The sequence below is a fragment of the Shewanella decolorationis genome (assembly GCF_004354305.1).
Taxonomy (GTDB): domain Bacteria; phylum Pseudomonadota; class Gammaproteobacteria; order Enterobacterales; family Shewanellaceae; genus Shewanella; species Shewanella decolorationis.
Window position 1 is genome coordinate 3,920,231 of sequence record NZ_CP037898.1, and the last position, 23,529, is coordinate 3,943,759.

23 protein-coding genes are annotated in these 23,529 nt (G+C 45.6%); 14 read left to right on the plus strand and 9 right to left on the minus strand.

From position 1 onward, the window contains the following. The first annotated feature begins 3 nt into the window (after positions 1-3). From EYR25_RS17490 to mutM, 6 genes are all read left to right on the plus strand, one after another. Entirely contained in the window at positions 4-711 is a 708-nt protein-coding gene (locus tag EYR25_RS17490) for an energy-coupling factor ABC transporter ATP-binding protein (protein WP_133181813.1), read from the plus strand. Continuing rightward, positions 695-1,288 (plus strand): molybdenum cofactor guanylyltransferase MobA, encoded by a 594-nt coding sequence (mobA, locus tag EYR25_RS17495; RefSeq protein WP_023266178.1) that lies wholly within the window; start codon positions 695-697, stop codon positions 1,286-1,288. The genes EYR25_RS17490 and mobA overlap by 17 nt, the downstream gene beginning before the upstream one ends. A gap of 30 nt (positions 1,289-1,318) precedes the next feature. Next, complete coding sequence (locus EYR25_RS17500; RefSeq protein ID WP_133181815.1) at positions 1,319-3,118, plus strand: bifunctional molybdopterin-guanine dinucleotide biosynthesis adaptor protein MobB/molybdopterin molybdotransferase MoeA; 1,800 nt, start codon at positions 1,319-1,321, stop codon at positions 3,116-3,118. Between the two features lie 15 nt (positions 3,119-3,133). Beyond that, positions 3,134-4,117 (plus strand): GTP 3',8-cyclase MoaA, encoded by a 984-nt coding sequence (gene moaA / locus EYR25_RS17505; RefSeq protein ID WP_133181817.1) that lies wholly within the window; start codon positions 3,134-3,136, stop codon positions 4,115-4,117. Between the two features lie 80 nt (positions 4,118-4,197). Then, on the plus strand, positions 4,198-4,653 hold the full coding sequence (locus EYR25_RS17510) for a hypothetical protein (RefSeq protein WP_133181819.1): 456 nt from the start codon (positions 4,198-4,200) through the stop codon (positions 4,651-4,653). Between the two features lie 25 nt (positions 4,654-4,678). Then, the gene (gene mutM, locus EYR25_RS17515) at positions 4,679-5,494 is read left to right on the plus strand and encodes a bifunctional DNA-formamidopyrimidine glycosylase/DNA-(apurinic or apyrimidinic site) lyase (protein ID WP_133181821.1); all 816 of its coding nucleotides are present in this window, start codon (positions 4,679-4,681) and stop codon (positions 5,492-5,494) included. 62 nt (positions 5,495-5,556) lie between these two features. Here the strand turns inward: mutM and EYR25_RS17520 are convergent, their stop codons facing one another. The 3 genes from EYR25_RS17520 to EYR25_RS17530 form a co-directional block, all read right to left on the minus strand. Beyond that, positions 5,557-7,029, minus strand: a complete 1,473-nt coding sequence (locus EYR25_RS17520) for a capsule assembly Wzi family protein (protein WP_133181823.1) — start codon at positions 7,027-7,029, stop codon at positions 5,557-5,559. A 66-nt stretch (positions 7,030-7,095) separates the two neighbouring features. Next, positions 7,096-7,587, minus strand: coding sequence for a pantetheine-phosphate adenylyltransferase (coaD, locus tag EYR25_RS17525; RefSeq protein ID WP_011718800.1), 492 nt, complete (start codon positions 7,585-7,587; stop codon positions 7,096-7,098). 103 nt (positions 7,588-7,690) lie between these two features. Beyond that, complete coding sequence (locus EYR25_RS17530) at positions 7,691-9,580, minus strand: LTA synthase family protein (protein ID WP_133181825.1); 1,890 nt, start codon at positions 9,578-9,580, stop codon at positions 7,691-7,693. Positions 9,581-9,894: 314 nt separating this feature from the next. On the opposite strand from EYR25_RS17530, the gene wecB reads away from it, so the two are divergent. After that, the gene (gene wecB, locus EYR25_RS17535) at positions 9,895-11,016 is read left to right on the plus strand and encodes a non-hydrolyzing UDP-N-acetylglucosamine 2-epimerase (RefSeq protein WP_133181827.1); all 1,122 of its coding nucleotides are present in this window, start codon (positions 9,895-9,897) and stop codon (positions 11,014-11,016) included. Further along, positions 11,016-12,128 carry a glycosyltransferase family 4 protein gene (locus EYR25_RS17540; RefSeq protein ID WP_133181829.1) on the plus strand — a complete coding sequence of 371 codons (1,113 nt, stop codon included), beginning with the start codon at positions 11,016-11,018 and terminating at the stop codon, positions 12,126-12,128. The genes wecB and EYR25_RS17540 overlap by 1 nt, the downstream gene beginning before the upstream one ends. Positions 12,129-12,178: 50 nt before the next feature. Here EYR25_RS17540 and EYR25_RS21430 read toward each other — a convergent pair whose 3' ends face one another. The 4 genes from EYR25_RS21430 to EYR25_RS17560 form a co-directional block, all read right to left on the minus strand. Further along, positions 12,179-12,472, minus strand: a complete 294-nt coding sequence (locus EYR25_RS21430) for a hypothetical protein (RefSeq protein ID WP_243729908.1) — start codon at positions 12,470-12,472, stop codon at positions 12,179-12,181. 199 nt (positions 12,473-12,671) lie between these two features. After that, positions 12,672-13,667 (minus strand): hypothetical protein, encoded by a 996-nt coding sequence (locus EYR25_RS17550; protein WP_133181831.1) that lies wholly within the window; start codon positions 13,665-13,667, stop codon positions 12,672-12,674. A 53-nt stretch (positions 13,668-13,720) separates the two neighbouring features. After that, complete coding sequence (locus tag EYR25_RS17555) at positions 13,721-14,788, minus strand: hypothetical protein (protein WP_133181833.1); 1,068 nt, start codon at positions 14,786-14,788, stop codon at positions 13,721-13,723. Positions 14,789-14,811: 23 nt separating this feature from the next. Beyond that, complete coding sequence (locus EYR25_RS17560) at positions 14,812-15,861, minus strand: glycosyltransferase family 9 protein (RefSeq protein ID WP_133181835.1); 1,050 nt, start codon at positions 15,859-15,861, stop codon at positions 14,812-14,814. 88 nt (positions 15,862-15,949) lie between these two features. On the opposite strand from EYR25_RS17560, the gene EYR25_RS17565 reads away from it, so the two are divergent. Then, entirely contained in the window at positions 15,950-16,702 is a 753-nt protein-coding gene (locus tag EYR25_RS17565; protein WP_133181837.1) for a 3-deoxy-D-manno-octulosonic acid kinase, read from the plus strand. A 14-nt stretch (positions 16,703-16,716) separates the two neighbouring features. Here the strand turns inward: EYR25_RS17565 and waaA are convergent, their stop codons facing one another. Beyond that, positions 16,717-17,991 (minus strand): lipid IV(A) 3-deoxy-D-manno-octulosonic acid transferase, encoded by a 1,275-nt coding sequence (gene waaA, locus EYR25_RS17570; RefSeq protein ID WP_133181839.1) that lies wholly within the window; start codon positions 17,989-17,991, stop codon positions 16,717-16,719. 243 nt (positions 17,992-18,234) lie between these two features. Here waaA and EYR25_RS17575 point away from each other — a divergent pair, with 243 nt between their 5' ends. The 5 genes from EYR25_RS17575 (at position 18,235) to glpG (ending at position 22,615) form a co-directional block, all read left to right on the plus strand. Beyond that, positions 18,235-18,882, plus strand: a complete 648-nt coding sequence (locus tag EYR25_RS17575; RefSeq protein WP_011624620.1) for a TetR/AcrR family transcriptional regulator — start codon at positions 18,235-18,237, stop codon at positions 18,880-18,882. Between the two features lie 259 nt (positions 18,883-19,141). Beyond that, positions 19,142-20,335: a glycine C-acetyltransferase gene (locus EYR25_RS17580; protein ID WP_011624621.1), complete on the plus strand. Its 1,194-nt coding sequence runs from the start codon at positions 19,142-19,144 to the stop codon at positions 20,333-20,335. Between the two features lie 11 nt (positions 20,336-20,346). Continuing rightward, entirely contained in the window at positions 20,347-21,372 is a 1,026-nt protein-coding gene (tdh, locus tag EYR25_RS17585) for an L-threonine 3-dehydrogenase (protein ID WP_011624622.1), read from the plus strand. Positions 21,373-21,470: 98 nt separating this feature from the next. Next, positions 21,471-21,776, plus strand: a complete 306-nt coding sequence (gene glpE / locus EYR25_RS17590; protein ID WP_011624623.1) for a thiosulfate sulfurtransferase GlpE — start codon at positions 21,471-21,473, stop codon at positions 21,774-21,776. Continuing rightward, a complete protein-coding gene (gene glpG / locus EYR25_RS17595) occupies positions 21,773-22,615 on the plus strand; it encodes a rhomboid family intramembrane serine protease GlpG (RefSeq protein ID WP_133181841.1) in 843 nt (280 codons plus the stop codon). The genes glpE and glpG overlap by 4 nt, the downstream gene beginning before the upstream one ends. 76 nt (positions 22,616-22,691) lie before the next feature. Here the strand turns inward: glpG and elbB are convergent, their stop codons facing one another. Next, complete coding sequence (elbB, locus tag EYR25_RS17600) at positions 22,692-23,348, minus strand: isoprenoid biosynthesis glyoxalase ElbB (protein ID WP_133181843.1); 657 nt, start codon at positions 23,346-23,348, stop codon at positions 22,692-22,694. Between the last annotated feature and the right edge of the window lie 181 nt (positions 23,349-23,529).

The window sequence follows — 23,529 nt, forward strand, 5'->3', positions numbered from 1 at the left end:
CTTATGACCCAAGCCAAACTGATCGCCCGTGACTTGGAAATGTCCTTTGGCTCGCGCTTATTATTCAAAGCCCATAGCCTAGAGTTGTGCCAAGGGAACGTCATTTATTTGCAGGGTGACAACGGCTCGGGCAAGTCGACCCTAATGAAGATCCTCGCGGGTTTACAGCCGCCATCTAAGGGCAAAATTGAAGTCAGCGGCTTTAAAAAGGATGCATGGTGGACACGCAATCCTTTGCAGGGCAAAGCCGTTTACCTCCACCAGCATCCCTATCTATTCGATGGTACAGTCAATTACAACCTGACCTACGGCTTACCCTTTGCGGCCTCAAAAACCGAAGCCAAACACAGGATAGGTCAAGCAATTGAGATGGCACAACTGGGCTCGCTATTGCAAGCCAGAGCCAGCAATTTATCCGGCGGCGAAAGACAACGCCTCGCCATCGCCCGCGCTTGGATATTGCAGCCAAAGTTACTGATGCTCGATGAGCCGACCTCCAATATGGATAAGGACTCCCAGGCCTTAGTGCTGCAAATGATCCAACAGCTCAAACAGCAAGGGACGGGAATGCTATTAAGCAGCCACCAAAACTGTGCGCTCACCGCCATTTGCGAGCAGCAGTGGCACATTGAAGACCAACAGGTGATAACCTCCCGTCAGCAAACGCCCACAAACTCCACACAGGGATCTTTATATGTCGTTGCAAATTGATGCCGTAATTCTTGCCGGTGGTATGGCGCGCCGTATGGGCGGGGACGATAAAGGCCTCGTCGAGCTAAACGGCAAGGCCATGATTGAACACACTATCGAGCGGATAAAACCTCAGGTTAAGGAGATCCTGATCAACGCAAATCGTAACCAAACACGTTATGCTGAGTTCGGTTTTACGGTGTTGAGCGATGAACATACTGGGTTTCTCGGCCCCTTGGCGGGCATGATCACCGCTATGGGTCACACCCAAGCAGACTATCTGCTCGTGGTGCCCTGCGATTGTCCGCTGCTGCCGCGGGATTTAGTCGCCCGTTTATTGGCCGCCATTGAGGCAAACGATGCTGAACTTGCCGTTGCCAGCGATGGGGAACGTGAGCAGCCGGTGGTGATGTTGTTAAAGCCGAGCCTGCGCGAGTCGATGACCGCCTTTCTCGAAGCGGGTGAGCGTAAAATTGATTTTTGGTATGCCAAACATCGCTTTGCTGTGGCGGCCTTTGCCGATCAACCCAATGCCTTCGTCAATGTGAACACGCCAGAACAAAAACAACGACTGGCTGCAGAGATAAACCAAAGCTAAGGCTTCAAATTTCCTAGATTAGAGGTGCAAATGAGTACTCCCTTCGTCAATCCGCTATCTATTCCCGTTCTCGGATTTTGTGCCTATAGCGGCACGGGGAAAACCACCTTACTCAAGCAATTGATCCCCGAATTGAATCAGCGCGGCCTGCGTCTGGCGGTGATCAAACATGCTCACCACAATTTCGATGTCGATATTCCCGGTAAAGACAGTTACGAGATGCGCAAAGCCGGCGCGCGGCAAATGCTAGTCGCCTCCCATGTGCGTTGGGCGCTAATGACCGAAGATGCCCGCGATGGCGACCCAGAGTTAGTCCACCTACTCAAGCAAATTGAAGCCGATAAAGTCGATATCGTCTTAGTCGAAGGCTTTAAAAAACTCACATTACCGAAAATTGAGCTGCACCGCGCCGCCCACGGTAAGCCGTTTATCTATACCCAAGACGACAATATTCTCGCCATCGCTTGCTGTGATGACACTGAGCTGCCGAGCGAGCTAAGAAGACTCGACCTTAACAATGTCGCACAAATTGCTGACTTTGTGATGGAATACGCCAATAGCTGGCAAGCCCCTAACCCCGCATTACCGATTGCGACTGTCGATGCCTGCACCTTGGGCAGCGATAAAAACCTCAGCGTGAGCCAAGGCTTGGCACAGATTTTATCCCATGTCGCCCCCGTCACTGAGGTGGAAGATGTAGGTTTAGATGCGTTAGATAACCGCGTGCTCGCCCGCGACAGCATTTCTCCCGTGGATGTGCCGCAACAAACCAACTCGGCGATGGATGGTTATGCCTTTGCCTATCAAGATCCGCTGCCAGCGAGCTTCGACTTAGTCGGTGAAGTCCTCGCCGGACATCAATATTCGGGCACACTCAAAGCGGGTGAAACCGTGCGCATTATGACAGGCGCGCCCGTACCCGCTGGCGCAGATACAGTTCAACCTCGTGAGCTAGCTAACGAGGCCAATGCCAAGGTCAGTTTCGATGGTCGCATTCAGCCAGGCCAACACGTTCGCCTTGCGGGTGAAGACATAGGCCAAGGCCAAGTCGCCCTCACCCAAGCCACACGCCTAAGCGCCGCCGAACAGGGCTTATTAGCCTCCCTCGGCCTTGACCGTGTGACGGTTTATCGCCGCCCGACCGTGGCCGTGTTCTCAACCGGGGATGAAGTCAGCCAACCCGGTGAAGCACTGAATCCAAACTGTATCTATGACTCGAACCGTTACACCATCAAGGCGATGGCAAAACGTTTAGGTTGTGACGTCATTGACTTAGGTATTATCGAAGATTCCGAAAGCGCTCTCGAAGCCACCTTGACCAAAGCCGCGGCACAGGCCGATGTGGTGATTAGCTCTGGCGGCGTTTCCGTTGGCGATGCCGACTACATCAAGGCCGTGCTGGCACGCCTTGGCAATATCGACTTCTGGCGGATCAATATGCGCCCAGGTCGCCCACTCGCCTTTGGTAAGGTCGGCGATAGCCTATTCTTCGGCTTGCCCGGCAATCCAGTGGCTGTGATGGTGTCCTTCCTGCAATTTGTGCAACCTGCGCTGCGTAAGCTCGCTGGCGAAACAAACTGGCAGGCGCCGTTATTCCCGGCGATTACCGATGAAACCCTGCGTAGCCGCACGGGCCGCACGGAGTTTATCCGCGGAATTTATCGCCTTGGTAATGATGGTAGGCTGCACGTGACCAGCACTGGCAACCAAGGTTCGGGCATGCTCAGCTCTATGGTCAAAGGCAATTGCCTTATCATTATTGGAGATGATGCTGAGGCGGTCAATGCAGGTGAAACTGTGTTTATTCAACCTTTTGCCGATCTTTTATAAGTTCAGGTAAGCTCTATGAGCCAACTTGTGGATGCCTTTGGCCGTCAGGTCGAATATTTACGACTCTCAGTGACGGATCGCTGCGACTTCCGTTGTGTCTATTGCATGACGGAAGATCCCTGCTTCTTGCCCAAGGACCATGTACTGCACCTCGAAGAGTTGGCTTGGATTGCCCAAGCCTTTACTGAACTCGGGGTGACCAAGATCCGCCTCACAGGCGGCGAGCCGCTAGTGCGTAGCGATTGCGATCAACTGGTGCACTTACTGGGCAAGCTCCCAGGGCTCAAAGATTTATCGATGACCACCAATGGTTCTAGGCTCAGTAAGTTTGCCAAACCTATGTTTGATGCGGGACTTAAGCGCTTAAACATCAGCTTAGATACCCTTAACCCCGAGCTCTTTACCCAACTGACACGCAACGGCAAATTAGCACGAGTGATCGAAGGGATTGATGCGGCCATCGCCGCAGGTTTTGAGCGCATTAAAATCAATGCGGTGATCCTTAAACAGCAAAACGATCATGAAGTGATTGATCTGGTTAATTTTTGCCGTGCCCGTAAGTTAGATATCGCCTTTATTGAAGAAATGCCGCTGGGTGAAATGTACGAGCGTAAAGACGCGCGCCATTGCAGCAGTGATGAAGTTAAGGCCATGATTAACGAGCATTATCCCCTGCAACTTTCCAATAAACGCACAGGCGGCCCCGCGCGTTACTACACCATGGCGGATAGTCCGATTCATATCGGGTTTATCTCACCCCATAGCCACAACTTTTGCCACGAATGTAATAGAGTGCGCGTAACCGTAGAGGGGCAATTGTTGCTCTGCCTAGGTAATGAACACTCCATTGATTTAAAAAGCATTGTACGAGAATACCCCGGAGACATTAAACGCCTTAAAACCGCGATTCTCCAAGGCATTAAGCTCAAACCTAAGCAGCATGTTTTCGATAATAACGGCGTGCAAATCCTGCGCTTTATGAACAGCACTGGCGGTTAACCCCTTCGTCATAGGGCTAGCATCTCTATTTTGCCGTGATACACTCAAGGCATCAGTCCCTTTTTTGTGTCACTCTTACCATGGCGCTTACTCGTAAACAGTGGAATAACATCATTATTCTTGCCTGCATTTTTATCATTGCGGTGCTGACGTTTATGGACAAGAAAACCCATAATGTACCGAGTGATGCCCAACTGTTATTTGATGACAATGCACCGCTGGCGCAGTTGCAGCTAGATGGAGTGTGGCTGCATAAGCAAGCCTCGGGTTGGGAGTGCGATCCACAAGTACTCAACTGTGAGCAATGGGCAAAGGCTTGGCAAGGTTTAAGGGTCTCGCCCTTGAATGACGCGCCACAACCCACTGGTAAACCTCAGGAACTGGTGATCCAAATTGCCGAGATCCGCCAATCGCAACGTTGGATTTATTTCCCCGAGGACGGTGTGCTCAAGTCGCCCGCTGGCAACTGGTACTTAGTGCCCCCCAGCCTAAGAGCCGATTTACAACCGATCCTCGATGCCAAATCCACCAGCTAATTTTATTACCTAAAAGAACTCAATCATGCCGGAATTACCAGAAGTTGAAGTCACCCGTCAGGGCATAGCCCCACATCTTGTCGAACAAACCGTGGTTGACCTCGTAGTCCGTAACGCCTCACTGCGTTGGCCCGTTCCCGAACTTGCCAAACAGATCATCGGCCAAACCATACGCCAAGTGCGCCGCCGCGCTAAATATCTGTTAATCGATACCGATGCCGGCACCAGCATAGTGCATTTGGGGATGTCGGGCAGCCTAAGGATCCTGCCCCATGACACGCCAGTGGAGAAGCACGACCATATCGATCTTGTCCTCGCCAATGGCCGCATTCTGCGCTTTAACGATCCAAGACGTTTCGGCGCTTGGTTATGGTGCCAATTGCCAGAGGAAGCCCATCCGCTACTGGAAAAACTCGGGCCAGAACCTCTGACCGATGCCTTTAACGTCAATCAGTTAGCTGCCGCGCTGGCGGGCAAGAAGAAGGCCATCAAACTCTGCCTGATGGATAACCATATTGTGGTGGGTGTGGGAAATATTTACGCCAACGAAGCCCTGTTTGCCGCCGGAATACACCCCGAGGCGGAAGCGGGCAAGATAGATATTGAACGCTTAACGGTACTGGTTGCCGAGGTCAAACAAATCCTCGCACACGCCATTAAGCAGGGCGGCACCACGCTTAAGGACTTCACCAATGCCGAGGGTAAACCCGGCTATTTCGCGCAGAAGCTGCATGTTTACGGCCGCGGCGGCGAAACCTGCACTCAATGCGGCAATCTACTCAGCGAAATCCGCCTTGGTCAACGCACCACTGTATTTTGCGGTATCTGCCAGACGCGTTAATCTCGCCGATAAAAATGCCTGCAATCGCAGGCATTTTTATTTATTTCAATTGATTATCATAATTAAAAACGGTATTCAAAACTGCTGAAGAAAGTCGCATTAGTATCGTTTTCTTGTACATCAAATTCCGATCTCGATACTGTACCGCTCAGACTCCACATGCCCTTCCATACAGGCATACGATAGGAAAGTTCTAGCATTAGCAAGTCTTCCTTCGGTGGCTGTGGCGCCCATGTGGTCGCCACGTTGGTGCCGTCTTTATTCAACTTGGCATAACGCAGGAGCGAGGTAAAACCACGGCTGTTATGGAACTGGCCAACCAAACCCAGTACAAAAACTTGAGCATCGCTATCATAGGTCGAGCCTAAGGCTCTGCCGTAGTAACGCGTCCCACTCAGGTAGACAGGATCTTCATAGAAGCAGTTAGGCTTGCCATCACACTCGACAAAGGTGTCCGAGTATTCCATAAACAGCTTGAACTGCTTACCCGATGTGCCGAAATGGGTATCTATCCCCCAAAGTGAGCCGCAATCGCTGCCGTTTTCACAGCTATGCTCAAGGTACAAACCAACAGGAATATCCTGCCAAGTATCGGCATAACGTAAATCGATGCTCTGGGTTCTATGGCCCGCGTCACGGCGTTGATCGGCCAAGCAAGAATCCGAACCGTCGATGCATACCGCGTTGCCTGCGACAGAATCCCACCAAGAATTGAAGTCGCAATTCTGACCTTCGCCACAAAACAGTGTCGACCAAGACAAGCCTATTTCTAACTGCTGAAGGGGTTTGGCGGTAAAGCGCATATCCCATTCCGCCGTTTTAGGCACGGCACGCTCTTTTTCAGCCATGCTAAAACCGGTCTTGAAGGTCCAAGGCCCAATCCAAGATAACCATGGGGTTTCAAAGGCAGCGGCATTATTGCGGCTGAGCGACAGTGACTGCATAGGGCGTGCGTTGTTAGAACGATGCAATGCCGAGTCAAATCCCGGCCCCCACCATTGCTCAACCGTGCCTAGAGTCGCAATCCAGTTACCCATGATCACCGCGAAGTAAGACTCATCGAGACGGAAGTTTTTGTTATCTTGCGGGTCGTACGTCTCGGCAACTGTGGTTTTATAGGCCACACGTGAGCCTAAGTATTCGTAGGAGGCTTTAGCCTCACCCTTTTCACGATAGTCGGATCCATAATGCTGGAAGCGAGCAGGGTCGGTCGCGCCCGAGAGTTTAACCCTAGCATTACCACGATTATCGACGGCATTTTGATAGTAAAAGTTAACTCGAGCGAAGGCTTGCACTAATCGGGGAGACAATAGCTCGGGTTCGACTTTTGCTAAGTCGACACCAATACCAGACCACATCAAAGGAAAGGTATTCACTGGCACACGGATCACGCCCGCATCGGCCAGTGCTTGAATATCGGCCCTTAAATAAATATCCGAGGCATCCACCCAAGGGGCGGCAGCAACGGAAGCAGAAAACAATAAACCAGATGCAACGCTAGCTGCGAGGATAGTGGGGGTCAAAAAAGCCTTCATAACATCCTTTTCATTATCATCGCGAGGCCAGATGCCTCAAAGGTTTTATGGAAATACTCAGCCTTATCAGGCTTTTGCGAGGTTAAGCTTAGCGGTCAACGCGCTTGCCACCTCAGGGTGTACAAATTGACTCACATCGCCGCCATGCAGCGCAACTTCCTTCACTAAGGTGGAAGAAATAAAGGAGTTTTCTTCGGCCGGTGTTAAAAACACGCTCTCGAGATCAGGGCTTAATCTGCGATTCATGTTGGCCAATTGGAATTCATACTCAAAGTCGGAAACCGCACGCAAACCACGCACTAGCACGCTCGCACGCTGTTCCTTGGCAAAATCCACCAGCAGGCCCGAAAACCCAACCACTTCCACATTATCCAAATGGGCCGTGACGCGGTTTACTAGCTCAACGCGCTCCTCAAGAGTAAATCTTGGCTGCTTAGATGGATTAGCCGCAATGCCAATAATCACATGCTTAAACAACTTAGCCGCACGCTCAATCAAATCGGCATGACCATTGGTAATGGGATCGAAAGTCCCAGGATAAATAGCTCTTGTATGCACTTTGCTGACTCGACTCAGATAGATACCCAAAAATCATTGCCGCCAGTCTACTCGTTTTAGCCACTTGAGTGAATTGAATAGGCAATACAATTTACTCCAATCATTATTTAGCCCAGGTATTGTTAAGCAATGCCTGCTGCGCTAACTGCAATTCGAGTTTCAATTGGTCAACATATTTTGAGGCTTGCTTTTCGGTGAAGTTCTCATTTTCACCATCCACTAAGAGCTTATCACCGATGATCAAAAAACCACCGTCGTTAGTGAACGCTCCAGCTAGCTCTCCCTTTACCACGATACTATAAGGTTTACGTTCCCGGTAAAGCGATCTTCCAACCGATGAAAACTCATCATTAAATCCCAGCAAATCAAATGCAGTTGGTAAGATATCTAATTGACTCGCCAACATGGTATGTCGCTTCGGAGTAATGTTTTGCCCTGGACGATAAATCCATAAAGGGATATGAAATGCACTTTTTAAACTTGGATTCTTAGTATTAAATAATGTATGGTCAGCTAAAATCATAAAGGTAGTATTATTAAACCATGGTTGCTTTTCTGCCTCGGAAAAGAATGATTTAAGTGCATCATCGGTATAGCGGATCGTATTAAGAAAATCGGTAAATGTATCCTGCCCATATGGATAAACTTGCAGATGTTTAGGTGTCTCTACATAGGGCATATGAGTCGTACCAGTAAATGAAAAACTGATAAAAGGTTTATTACTTTTATTCGCAAGTTCAAGTGTTTTCATTAGCATCTCATAATCCCAACCAAACTGAGCACCTTCAGGATTAGGATAATCTTTACGTATAACAGGTATATCGCTCTTCCCTAAATATTGCTGAAAACCAGCATAGTTTGCGATTGAATCTAAACGTATTGAATCTCGTTTGGAACTTTGTAACATATGAGTTTGATAGCCATGAGACTGAGCAATACTTCCAATTTTTGTTAATCTTGATAGCTCTAATCCACCACCTATATAACCTACGCTTTCCAAAGGAGGAATACCAAAAAGACTGGCCTGAACGCCTAAATTACTTCGTTGAGCAACTGCATAAAAATTATCATAAACTTCTGATTTTTTTGACAGTTCATCGAGAAATGGTGTGACTTTGTAGTTAGAGCCTGACAAGCCATCAATATATTCATAGCTTAATGCTTCAACCAAAATGATGACCAAATTACGACCATTATTAGTATTTTCAGGAAATCGAGTCAAGAATGGATAATTATATACATCAGTTTCTGGACGATTAAAACGCTCTCCAACTTCCTTATCAGAGAAATAGTGATAATCTGAACGAGTAACACTTTGTAATGTGCCCTTTGCCCCCGTATACAGGCCATTTAAAACCAAATTCGCATGTCGCTCATTTTGACTATTATAGGCATCAATTATTCCAAGTGCCTTACCATGTATATTAAATCCTCGGAGACATAATAATAGAGAAGGAATCAATACAATATAAATTAAAACCTGAGATAGAGTAGATTTAGCATTTCTTTTTGTATAAAAAAACTTTTTTCTATTCACATACAAAAAAACAATGAATAAAAACACTAGAAAAACTAATAGCAAAACATCAAAATGCTCATTAAATAGAAATGGAAAAACAAATGATTTCTCACTCATCAACAATGGAATATCATTAAAAGCATGCCTATTAACCACACCAAAATAGATATAATCCCCGCAAAGAGAGACAACAGAAAAAAATAACAAAATCAATCCTAACAACAATCCAAAGGATTTAAGCTTACAAACTACCTTTCCAACACCTGGAATAAATATAATCAATATAGGCAAGAACATTACATAACTAACAGTCAATATATTAAAACGCAATGAGTCTATAATTAAAGCATTTGCATCATAGCTACCATAGAAATATTCTTTATAACTAAAATAATTAGAAATTTGATATATTACCAATACTAAAAAAAGACTAAAATAAAGAAAAAATAAACTTCTAAACTTGCTTAATCTCATTTAAAATTGCTCATTCATATTAATTTAAGTTTATATTATTCACAATGCCGTCCGCTCTGGCACAACAATGTAACACTAATGCATCACCGTGTAAATTTTTTCAAACAAACCTTACTGGAAAGCAACTTAAAAATGCAGTGCTTTCGACAATTATTTACAATTCAATATAGAAAAATTTTTATCAAACTTTATAATATAATGAACTATAGTTACATGTCACAGTTCTCTGTCTATATAACTACTCAAGCCACACATTGTTCATATTTAGTACTTACAGTACTACGGACCTTAAAACAGTCAGAGGGTAAGCTCTTGTGAAAATTCTTCTTGTATTTGGTACTAGACCCGAAGCTATAAAAATGTGTCCTCTTGCGAAACGTTTAGCAGCAGAGGCTAGCCTAGAAGTTAAGACTTGTGTTACCGCTCAGCATCGTCATATGCTTGACCAAGTATTAAGCATCTTCAAATTGACCCCAGATTACGATTTGGATCTTATGAAACCAAATCAAACCCTAGAGTGGTTAACAGGCGCAATTGTTGAGGGCGTCGGGAAGGTGATCAAAGAATTTCAACCTCAGCTGGTTTTAGTTCATGGTGACACTACAACTTCATTTTCAGCTGCTTTGGCAGCATTTTATCAAAAAGTGGACGTCGGACACGTTGAAGCAGGTTTACGTACAGGTGATATAAAATCGCCTTGGCCAGAAGAAGCAAATCGAAAATTGACAGCTGTATTATCGACGTTACATTTTGCTCCCACAACTTCCTCTGCCGAAAACCTTAGAAATGAAGGTTATCTTCCTGAAAATATTCATGTTACAGGAAACACTGTAATTGATGCGTTATTTCAAACACTTTCTATAACAAAAAAAGACGATTTCCCGCATACTCATACATTAAAAAACTTGCTAAAAATATTAGATGGAAAAAAAGTAATTTTAATTACAGGGCATCGTAGAGAGAATTTTGGTGTTGGTTTTGAAAATATTTGCACCGCACTAAAAAAAATAGCACTAGAAAACAAAGATTGGAAATTAGTTTATCCAGTACATTTAAACCCTAAAGTTCAAGAACCAGTTTTCAAACACTTAGGAAGGTTAGATAATTTCCATCTTATTGATCCTTTGGATTATCAATCTTTTGTAACATTAATGGATCGAGCTGATATTATTCTCACTGATTCAGGTGGAATACAGGAAGAAGCGCCATCCTTAAAGAAACCAGTGCTTGTTTTACGTGATAAAACCGAAAGACCTGAAGCTGTTGCTGCTGGAACGGTTAGACTTGTAGGAACTGATGTTGAGAAAATAGTGTCTGAAGTTAATATTTTGATAAAAAACCAAAAAGCTTTTGGTGATGCGGTCAATCCTTATGGCGATGGTCAAGCGTGCCAAAGAATACTTAATATTATCAAACTTCACTATCAGGTAAAATAATGTCAAATATTTATATAATTTATCGCTCTATGTATAATTCTGAAGGGGCATTAACAACTATAGGCGGTATAGAAAATTATATTATTAGTTTAGCTGAAATTTTATCTCAAAATGGGTGGATTTGCCATCTAGTTCAACCCGCAAAAGAATCTTTTTCTATAAAAAATGAACATATGAATGTTCATGGTATAAATACAGGATACTTTCGTGGTAATTTAAAAAAGTATGCTCTTGCAAAATGGGTTAAAAAAAATGCAAGCAAGAATACTGATATTATAATTTATGCAACAGACTCATATTCAGTCAATTTGAAAGGTTATAAACAAATAGCTATTCAACATGGTATCTCTTGGGATAAACCAAGAAAAAATAAAAATACCGTTATTCAATTTTTATCTTCGCTATTAAATCAATGTAAATATCTATCTTATATAAAAATGAATTCAACATTAGTGTGCGTAGATCATAATTTTATAAATTGGTATCGTACTTGGTTTAATGTTGGCAGCATGAATGTAAAAGTCATATATAATTTCTATGCCGAAAAAGTTAATCTGTCTGATTTTGAAAAAAAATGGAGTGATGACCGTGTAATTAAAATAATTATTGCTCGCCGCTTTGTTGACTACCGTGGGATAGCATTGATTGCTCCAATTATAAGCAAACTATCAAATCAACATAGAATAGAAGTCAATTTTGCAGGTGATGGCCCTCTAAAACCATACTTAGAATCATTATTTTCTAGTCATTCTAATGTTAAAATAGCTAAATATGGCCCATCTGAAAGTTTCAAAATACATAAAGAACATCACATAGCTATAATTCCGACTTTAGGTTCTGAAGGCACATCTCTCTCAATGATTGAGGCTATGGCTGCAGGTTGTATGGTGATCAGTTCTAATATCGGCGGACTATCTAATCTCATTATTAATGGATATAATGGTCTGTTAGTTATGCCTAATTCACAAGAAATGGAACAGGCACTTTATACTGCACTAAATGATTTTGATTTCTGCAAAAAGCTTGCAGAAAATGGTTTAAACTCTATCACTCATCCATGTAGCAAAGAAAAGTGGAGGAAAGATTGGATAGATTTAATTAATAAACAATAATACTTATCAACAACAAAACCAGAGCTAGAAAAACTACTCTGGTTATCAAATTAAGCTTTTATTATTTTATGTATTTTAGATTTAAATTTTCTAAATGCGACATAAAAATCTTTACGCCATTCAGCTATATTAGGATTATAACGAATACCTCGATGATAACCTATATGCCTAACACTCCCGTCAGGGAAAATTGCTGCTTTAAATCCTAATTCATAGTATTTATTGCCTGTACCACCTTCGCTCAAATATTGAGCAATTGGTGCAATCAACTGGTAATCGGCTAAATGCCTTAAACCTAGATTTAAAGTAAAAACGATGCCAATACACACCGAGAAGTAAGTCATTTTTATGCATTATTTGATACTTTAAGCGAATTATCAAAAAATTCTGTACGATAACACTCCCAATCGCCCTCATCACACTGAAAAATATATTCAGAAGTGAATAATAGGCTTTGTAGTAAGTCAAAACGATTACAACTCGTGATAACCAGTGAAACAGTGTTGTCACTCATAACATCTCCGCACAAAAAACAACCATAAATTAGAATTTCCTCAAACGCTTAATAATACATTCATCCAAATCAATACCATTTAAATCCTGATAAAGTCGATGCAAGCGGGCAATTCTTAATGGTGGATTCCTTTTGAATAATATGTAAATGATAGCATTGAATGTTTTTCGTGTTCGTAACCAATACTCAATAAAGTTATGATATTTTCGTAGATTCTTTATAGAATCCTCGCTAATAAAGTCATCTAAACTAACAACATCTGTATTTGAAACATGCTGCCTAATAACTTCATCACGTTTTTCTTGCGATAAATTTAAAAATCCATAACCATTTTTCAAGTACTTTAGATGAAAATACATAATACCTATATATTTTTTCTCAATTTTTTTTCCAACAAATCTAAATGCCTCAACATCTTTTTCTTGTGAGAAATAAACTCTTGAAGAAACAGGGAAGTACATATGGTCCCCAGTACCAACAAGAGGTTCCCTTTTATAAACCCCTAATTTCTCATTCGTATCGAATGCTAAATTGACTCCGGAAAATGTATATATCTTCTTAATACCTAATAACATATCGCGTCTAATCGCTGTTATTACCGGAATTAAATTTCGGTCAATAGCAATATGATCATCATCTAACTTTGTAGCCATACTGTAACTAGTTTTTGAAAGAGTATAATTATAAAAATTTGCTAAACTATGGACATTATCAGTTGCGCAGCTATTGTGAGCATCAGAAAAAATGGGATGCACTTTAGGTAAATATTCAAAAACCTTTATTTTTTCAGGGTACTTCTCTTTTAATTCATGTAATATTTCAGCCGTATTATCTGTGCAATCATTATAACAGGCTATAATTTCATCATAATAAGGAATATGAGTCTCAATACTGGATCTCAAAAATTCGGCACCATTCTTTATGCGTAAAATCGCACTGATGCCTGGTTTTCTCGGCTCATCAAATGTCGTAATGTCTACTTTAAACTCATCATAATTCGATGCTGTTTCACTAACCTGTACCATATGACTACCCCAAATATTTGAATGCAATAAGTAAACTACCACTCTTTAAGCGGCTATTTGAGCCATAGTCTTAACTGTTTGATCGCCATATCCAATCCATTTAACTGTTCGCTTAATGCCAATTTAGTGCACAGATGCAGCATTTGCTCTTCAGACAACAGTGTTACAAGGGCATTTTTCATTGGTTCCAATGCAGTTTCACAACTCAATACCAATTCTTGAGCCACACATGCTGCAATCCTTGGCGGTTGATCCTTGGATACTGGAACCGCTAATGTCGGCTTGTGCAGCGCTATTGCTTGCAATAAAGTATCACCACCGCTCAATACGGCGGCCTTAGATGCGGCTAATAAATTGATAAATTGCTGATTATTCAATTGCGGGATCACAACAACCCCCTCTAGTTCAGGCAAAGGATTGGGGTAATTCGGGCCAAAAACCATGACACTCTCGATTCCTGAGGCTTTATAGCTTTCATAAGCAGCGTAAGCAAAAATATCGGCGGCTAATTCACCATTCACTTTGTGACCACCAGAGCCAGCATTAAATAATACAAACTCATTTTTTGTCAGTTGATATTGTGCCAGTAATCCGGCTTGGCAAACTTCATCAGGCTGAGTGAATACAGGACCAATATTCAACGGAATGGGTTTATTGATCAGCTTAAGCTTTAAGCGCTCTAATCCACTTATCGGACCAATAACAAACTCAGGTTGCACCACCCAGTGGCAGTCTGTAACCAATGCGCGGCCGATTTTCATGCCGCGGCTACGTTTGCGCTTATGCTGACTAATGAACACCACTTTTGCGCCGAGTTTATGTGCATGAGCTAATTGCGATTTACGACCCGATGCATCAAAGATCACTATATCTGGCAAATATTCAGTGATGATTTGATTCACTGCTTTGATTTGTTTCGTCGGCGTATCATCAAGTAACACTGCGTTATAAGGACACTGTGCAGCATAAGGTGCATGTTTACTCAAAATAAACTTAATATCAGCATGCGGCCAATTGCGCTTAACCTCATCGGCAATAATCATCGAACGCATATACTCACCGATACCCTCGGCCGATGAGACGGGTATAAACAATAACTTAGGGGCCTTTTGCACTGCCATAATTAACCTATATCCAAATACCGTTATGCTGAGGTTTGGGTGTCACTCACAACCAACTCAAATTTTTCTATCACGGCTTCGACACTAATTAGCGCCATAAGGTGCTCGCCCTTGGCACGGGTGCCCCATTTCACCTCACCGCTTTGCTGTGAGGCGATGGCCTCTTGATAGGCGCTCACCACATATTGCTGCGATAGGTAAGGCCCGGTGCGACCTGGGTTGGAATGGGCATATAAACCTATAACTGGCGTCCCTTGCGTGACCGCCATATGTGCTGGGCCCGTATCGGGTGCTAACACTAGGCTGGCGCGTTTCAGCAGAGCCAGCAATTGAGTCAAACTGGTTTTACCGACTAAGTTGTCGAGTTTGGCAGAGCCCGCATTGGCGATATCTTCGGCCAATGTCTTTTCAAGTGCCGTTGGGCCACCGCAGAGAATGACTCTATAGCCCTTATTCACCGCATGTTGCGCCACGGCGGCATAACGCTCGGGCAACCAATTACGCTCGGCTTTACTGGCGGCCGCACAAATCACTAATACCTTCTCGCCATCGGCAATCTGCCGCTGGGCAAATTCAGTATCCGCTTGAGGGACTGGAATATTCCAACTCGGGGTGATATCGCTAACGCCTATCGCCTTAGCGAATCCCATAAAGCCATCCAGCACATGGGGCTCTGCTAAAGGTTCAACCCTATGATTGGTGACCAGCCATTGACCTTCTTTGGCGCGGGCACGGTCGAATCCGACCCGAACCTTTGCCGAAATCGCGAGGGAGGCTAAGGTCGCACGTAGCGCGACTTGCATGTGCAACAAGACATCGAAGCGGCGGCCTTTCAAGGCTTTATGCAAGTTGAAATAACTGCGCCAGCCCTGGGATTTATCGAAAATCACAAACTCAATACCAGGCAAGTGCTTTAATAGTTGGTATTCGAGTTTGCCTATCACCCAAGTGATTTGGATCTGGGGATATTGGCGTTGAATCGCCTGCACCATAGCCACGGCATGACAGACGTCACCGATAGCCGATAGCCTAAGCAGGCAGAGAGAATTCATGGTGTTGGGATTTAAACTCAAGCGAATAGCTCTTAAGGTTATTTGGCGCAAGCTAAGGATCTTAATGTAGAATGGCCGCAGGTGCCACGCTTAAGTCAACAAATCTCCCATGAACGCACAAATCAAAATCATAAATACCGCTGATGGCTATATGGCACTTTGCCAAGATACGCCTGAAGACATTACTCCGGCTTGGTTTTCGGTGGATTTCTGGCGTGAAAAAGCCGCGGTTGTGGGATCATCCAAGGGACGTTACACCACTTGGTTTGTGGCCTTTAACGAGCGCCATTGGGTATTGCGACATTACTGGCGCGGCGGTCTGATGGAGAAATTCAGTAAGGATGCCTACTTCTATACTGGGCTTGAAAACACCCGTGCCATGGGGGAATTAAGGCTGCTCGACCTACTTTACCGCGAGCAATTTGCGGTGCCTAAACCTATTGCCGCCAATATCCTGCGCGATGGTTTGTTTTACCGTGCCAACATTATTATCGAGCGGGTAGATGGCGCCGAAGACTTGGTCGCCAAGTTAACCAAAGGCGCCATGACTCCTGAGCAGTGGCAAGCACTAGGCGCCACCATTGCCCAATTTCATCGCCGCGGTGTTTACCATGCCGACTTAAACGCGAAGAATATTTTATGGCAACCACAGCAAACTGATGGCGTACAAGAACGTTTCTATCTGATTGATTTTGATAGGGGTGAAATCAAAACACCCAATGCCCAATGGCAGAAGGCGAACCTTGATAGGCTGCTACGCTCCTTCAATAAAGAGCAAGGTAAACAGCCATCGCTTACCTTTACGCCCGCCGACTGGGCGGCGCTGCTCGCGGGCTATCACTCAGTGATCCCCAAAGCCTAATAACCTAAACGGCGTTAAGCTGTTTGGCGCGCGAGTAACGATTCGGCGAGAGCAAACTGACGCTGCAAGGCACCACGATTCGCTTCGACCACGGCAAGGCCTGCCTCAGCGGCTTGTTGGCGTAATGCAGGCAGCTCAAAATACTGAATTAAATTATCCCCCAGCGCTTGGCCTGAGTTCACAATTCGCAAGCCACCCGCATCTGCCAACATTTGAGTAATTTGGGCAAAGTCCCAATGGTTTGGCCCAACCATCACAGGCACGCCCATGGCCACGGGTTCTAAGGGATTATGGCCACCGTTTTCAATTAAGGTACCACCCACAAAGGCTTGATCGGCAGCGCCATAGAAGGTTAACAACTCACCCATGGTATCGCCCACCAGCACCTGCGTTGTGGCGGTTATCGCTTGAGCATCACTGCGGCGTACAAATTCAAAACCTTGGTTGGCGACGACGTCGGCCACCGCCGCAAACTGCTCGGGATGACGCGGTGCAATCACCAATAACGCCTCAGGCCATTTAGCGAGCAGCTGCTTATGGGCGCTCAGCATGGCATCAAACTCCCCGGGGTGAACACTCCCCGCTACCCACACGGGCGCAGTCTCTTTCCCCCAAGTCTGCCTTAGCTCTCGCGCTAGGGTTAATCGTTCAGGGGTGATAGTTAAATCAAACTTCAAACTGCCGCAGACTGTGACTTTATCAGCAGGCACGCCAAGGTCGATAAACCGCTGCGCTTCGGCTTGGGTCTGCACCGCAACCACATCTAAACGTTGCAACATGGGACGACTCAAGTGTGGACGCTTGGCATATTGCGCCGCCGATTTGGCCGACAACCTGGCATTAGCGAGCATCAAGCGCACGCCGCGCTTGGCCGCCAGCGCCACGAGATTCGGCCACAGCTCGGTCTCCATAATGATGCACCATTTGGGGGATAACTGACGCAGAAAGCGGTTCACGCACCAAGGCAAATCGAAGGGCAAATAGCAATGCTGTACTTGATCACCAAAGGCTTTACGCACCTCAGCAGACCCCGTCGGGCTTGAGGTTGTAACCGTAATCTTAAGCTGTGGATGCGTCTGTTGGATCTGGCGGATTAACGGAATCGCCGCCAGCGTCTCGCCCATGGAAACCGAGTGGATCAGCAAATCCGTATGCGCCAGTCGCGTTAGTCCGAAACGTTCGCCCCAGCGGCCACGGTAATCAGGGCTTTTGATGGCACGGAACGCCAAATAGACAATGAGCAGAGGGGATAATAGATAAAGCAGCACACTGTAAAAAAATCGATTCATAAAAATCGTGCTTATGAGTTTTTGCCTGATGAATAGCGGCAATGTTAGCATAATATCCCCAAGCGACCTCAAGATACGAGTTTCAGCCTCTTGAGATTGTTTGGGATATTAATCGTATTGAATTTTGTTCATTGGGATAAATCCATACGATTTTAAATTAGGGATAATTTACCAGCAGTGTAGCGGTCGTTGGTTAGCCTTCTTTAATCAATTTGTAGCGTTCACTAGCCACTTGGAAAACATATGAAAACCCGCGACAAAATCATCTATGCCAGCCTTGAGCTATTCAATGAGCACGGCGAACGAAATATCACCACCAATCATATTGCCGCTCACCTGAATATGAGTCCCGGGAATCTTTATTATCACTTCCGTAATAAGGAAGACATTATTCGATCTATCTTCAGTCTCTACGAGGCGCACCTCGAATCGGGATTCCAGCCCTATGAAGGCGAGCAAGTCAATGTGGAACAATTGATCGGCTATTTCGACGCGATGTTTTATACCCTGTGGCAATTCCGTTTTATGTACGCCAATCTGGCCGATATTCTCGCCCGCGATGAAGAATTAAAAAGCCGTTATCTGCAGGCGCAGCAGCAAGTATTAACGCGCTCGAGCCACGTGCTGGATAAACTCAAGCAGGATGGTTTTTTAAATATCGACAACGACAAAATCACCCAACTTGCCGACACCATTAAGATGATTGTGAGTTTCTGGATTGGTTATCAACTCACCCAGTCCAGCACTTCAACCATCACTAAAGGTATTTTATATGAAGGTGTGCTGAGGGTATTGATGATCTTTAAGGCCTACGCCACACCAACCTCTCAAGCAACCTTTAGCCGTTTAGAGCAGCACTACCACGAGTTAGCGACCCAAGATTCACTCTAACCGTCCCGCGCCGTCGCATTTAGCACTAAACTCAACAGGTTAAAGGTGCTAAATGCGGGCTCAATTTATGCCCTCGGCGGTGATGCTACCGACAGGCCGACCATGTTGCATATTAGTTTTTATAATGTAACAACCCCTTTAGCCCTAAACTAATTTATCTAGCTAACCTGCATGAAAAAAAGGCTGTAGGCCGATAGGGTTTAGCGTTAGAATGCCGCAACTCCCAGAATCAGAATAAAGTTAACTAAGGAGATATCAGGTGGCCTCTACCTCATTCTACGCACAGATTAATCAACAGCTTGCCGATGTTAAAGCCGAAGGTTTATATAAAAGCGAGCGTGTTATTGCCTCACCGCAACAGACTGCCATTCAAGTTAATCACCAAGAAGTTGTTAACTTTTGCGCCAACAACTACTTAGGCCTAGCTAACCACCCAGAACTGATCAAAGCCGCACAGCAAGGCTTAGACAGCCACGGCTTTGGTATGGCGTCGGTCCGTTTTATTTGTGGAACCCAAGACATCCACAAACAACTGGAAGCCAGTCTGAGTGAGTTCCTCGGCATGGAAGACACGATTCTGTATTCTTCTTGCTTCGACGCCAACGCAGGTCTGTTTGAAACCCTGTTAGATGCCGAAGATGCGATTATCTCCGACGCCCTAAACCATGCCTCTATCATCGATGGCGTGCGTTTATGTAAGGCTAAGCGTTTCCGTTACGCCAACAACGATATGGCGGATTTAGAGACGCAATTGATCGCCGCAAAAGCAGCGGGCGCACGTAATATTCTGATCGCCACCGACGGCGTATTCTCAATGGACGGCGTCATCGCCAACCTACAAGGCGTGTGTGATTTAGCCGATAAATACGGCGCATTAGTGATGGTTGATGACTCACATGCCGTGGGCTTTGTTGGCCTCAACGGCCGTGGTTCGCACGAACACTGCGGCGTGATGGGCCGTGTCGATATTATCACCGGCACCTTAGGCAAGGCCTTAGGCGGCGCATCGGGCGGTTTCACTTCCGGTAAAAAAGAAGTCATCGACTGGTTACGTCAACGCTCTCGCCCTTACCTATTCTCTAACTCATTGGCGCCTTCAATTGTAACTGCCTCTATCCATGTATTAGAGATGCTCAAATCGGGCCAAGCACTGCGTGAAGCGGTATGGGAAAACAGCCGTTACTTCCGCGAAAAAATGTCAGCGGCAGGCTTTACCTTAGGCGGCGCCGACCATGCGATTATCCCAGTGATGATTGGCGATGCCAAACTGGCGAGCGATTTCGCTAACCGTTTATTAGCAGAACATATTTACGTTATCGGCTTCTCATTCCCTGTGGTGCCAAAGGGACAAGCCCGTATTCGTACTCAAATGTCGGCGGCCCACACCCGTGAGCAACTCGACAAAGCGATTGAAGCCTTTACCCGTATCGCTAAAGAAATGGCGATTATTTAGGACCCTACAAAATGAAAGCACTAAGCAAGTTAAAAGCCGAAAAAGGCATTTGGTTAGTCGATGCGCCTAAGCCTGAAATGGGCCACAACGATCTGCTGATCAAGATTAAAAAGACCGCCATTTGTGGCACCGATATGCACATCTACAACTGGGACGAATGGTCACAAAAAACCATTCCTGTGCCTATGGTGGTAGGTCACGAGTACGTGGGTGAAGTGGTTGATATCGGTCAAGAAGTGCGTGGCTTTAAAATTGGTGACCGCGTTTCTGGTGAAGGCCATATCACCTGCGGCCATTGCCGTAACTGCCGCGCGGGTCGCACCCATTTATGCCGTAACACCTCCGGTGTGGGTGTAAACCGTGAAGGTTCATTTGCCGAATACTTAGTGATCCCAGCCTTTAACGCCTTCAAAATTCCTGATGATATCAGCGATGATTTAGCATCTATCTTCGACCCATTCGGTAACGCAGTACACACAGCTCTGTCATTCGACTTAGTGGGCGAAGACGTGTTAATCACTGGCGCAGGCCCTATCGGTATTATGGCTGCGGCCGTATGCCGCCACGTTGGTGCTCGCCATGTAGTTATCACCGACGTTAACGAATACCGTTTAGAGCTGGCTCGTAAAATGGGCGCCACTCGCGCCGTTAACGTGGCTCAGGAAAGTCTGAAAGACGTGATGAAAGAACTCGGCATGACCGAAGGGTTTGATGTGGGTCTGGAAATGTCAGGCGTACCTTCTGCCTTCCACGCCATGTTAGATACCATGAACCACGGTGGCAAAATCGCGATGCTCGGTATCCCGGGTGGCGAAATGGCGATTGATTGGAGCAAAGTGATCTTCAAGGGTCTGGTCATCAAAGGCATTTACGGCCGTGAAATGTTCGAAACCTGGTACAAGATGGCAAGCTTGATCCAATCTGGCTTAGACATTTCACCTATCATCACGCACCACTACAAGATTGATGATTTCCAAAAAGGCTTCGACGCTATGGGCTCGGGCCAATCCGGTAAAGTCATCCTCAGCTGGGATTAATTCTCTTAGCTATGCCAATCACGGGGCTGTACACATGCAGCCCCATGTTGCACACTTATCCCATCGCTTATCCCTTTTTAGTTATTTCAGGTTTTATTATGTCTTCCTTTAAACACCTCAGCGTGAATCAATTAGTGCAAATGACCGAGTCAAAGTCAGTGCAAATCGTCGATATTCGCGATGGTCACAGCTTTAACAACGGCCACATTGATGGCGCATTTAATTTGAATAACGAGAATCTGGCGCACTTTATTGGCCAAGCGGATATGGACAGTCCTTTAGTGGTGGTTTGCTACCATGGCATCAGCAGCCAAAATGCCGCGCAATACCTGTGTGAACAAGGCTTTGATGATGTCTATAGCCTAGATGGAGGCTTTAGCGCTTGGCATGAGGCCAATGCATGATAGAGATTGGCAGACTCCCCAACAGCAGAGCCGCGCAGGCCTTTGTCGATTACCTCAAAGGTGAACAGATAGACTGCCAAATTCAGCCATTGCCGCAGGGAGTCGCTATTCTAGTTATCCGCGATCAAGATGCCGAGCAAGCCCGAAAAGAGTTCGCCCATTTTATCGCTCACCCTTACGATAACAAATACTTACAAGCCTCGTGGGAGCATGGCGATACTCATACTAAGCTCGACTATGGCGCCCCTTCTTTACAGCTTTTTGCGCAATTTATCACAGGTGCAGGCCCAGTCACTCTTATCATCTTCGGCCTCTGTGTACTGATTTATGCCGCGATGAATTTAGGCTTCGCCAGCCCTGTTTACCATGCGCTCTCCTTTTTCGGTGCAGTGCCTGACACTGGTTTTAGTCAATTCTGGCGCGTGTTTACCCCAAGCCTAATGCACTTTTCGGCCATGCATATCATCTTCAACTTACTCTGGTGGTGGTATTTGGGAGGCAAAATCGAGACCCGCATAGGCACAGCCCCGCTGTTAATCCTGCTACTGGTCGCAGGTACTTTACCCAATGTCGTCCAATACTATGTTAGCGGCCCCAACTTTGGTGGTCTGTCGGGCGTAGTGTATGCAGTCGCCGGTTACACTTGGGTCATGGGGATCCGCAAACCCGCGGCAGGGATAGGTTTACCGCCCTCCTACATGGGTTTTATGTTGATTTGGCTCGTGTTAGGCTTTACAGATTTCTTAGGAGTGTCAGTGGCGAATGGCGCCCATATTGGCGGATTACTGATAGGTCTCGCCCAGGGCTGGTTCGATAGTCGCAGTAAAGCCAGTCGCTAATCCACCGCGATTGCTTCCACGCTCGATTAAAAATCAGGGTAAGCCTTAAGGCCTACCCTGCCGCGTTTAGGTGCAGTTACTTGGCCAGTTCTAGTACCTTAGCGACCAGTTTCTCGATTCCAGAGTGCGCCTCGGCAATGTTCCCCGCCAGCATATAAGCGGGCGTGCTGACAATCTTATTCGCCTCATCTACCACGATATCATGCACAGTCGCCGCCTGATGATGGCCGCCCATCAGATTAAAGGCTGCTACCGTATCCACATCATTACCGATAGTGCCCTTAGCGCCGTGTCCGTATAAGCGCGGGATCAACATAGGCGCGATACAAATAAAGCCGACGGGCTTTTTCGCCAGAATAAATTCATTAATAAAATCAGTCACGAGTGGGTTCACTTCACAGTCACTGCCATTAGTGGCGAAGTTACACAGATTTTTCGCCGCCCCAAACCCGCCAGGGATAACCAGTGCATCGAAATCGGTAATATCAAGTTCGGTGGTTGCTTTTACTTCGCCACGGGCGATACGTGCCGATTCAACCAGCACATTGCGTGTCGCTGTCTTGTCTACTTCGCCAGTGAAGTGATTAACAACATGCATCTGATTGATATCAGGAGCAAAACATTGATATTGAGCCCCCGCTTTCGACAGAGATAATAACGTTAAAACCGATTCATGGATCTCTGTTCCATCGAAAACACCGCACCCACTGAGCAATACTGCGATTTTTTTCATTATAAATATCCTTCTTATGTCATTTGGTTTTAACAAACTGTAAACAAAATGGTTGATCTGCTTAAAAATCGTGCTAACTTAGTTCGTCGAATCTAAGGGTCGGTGAAATTTAAGCCAGCTTTTAGGTATTTTACGGAGTCAAGAAGAAATCCACAAATCAGGAAGATTTTTCAAGAAACAG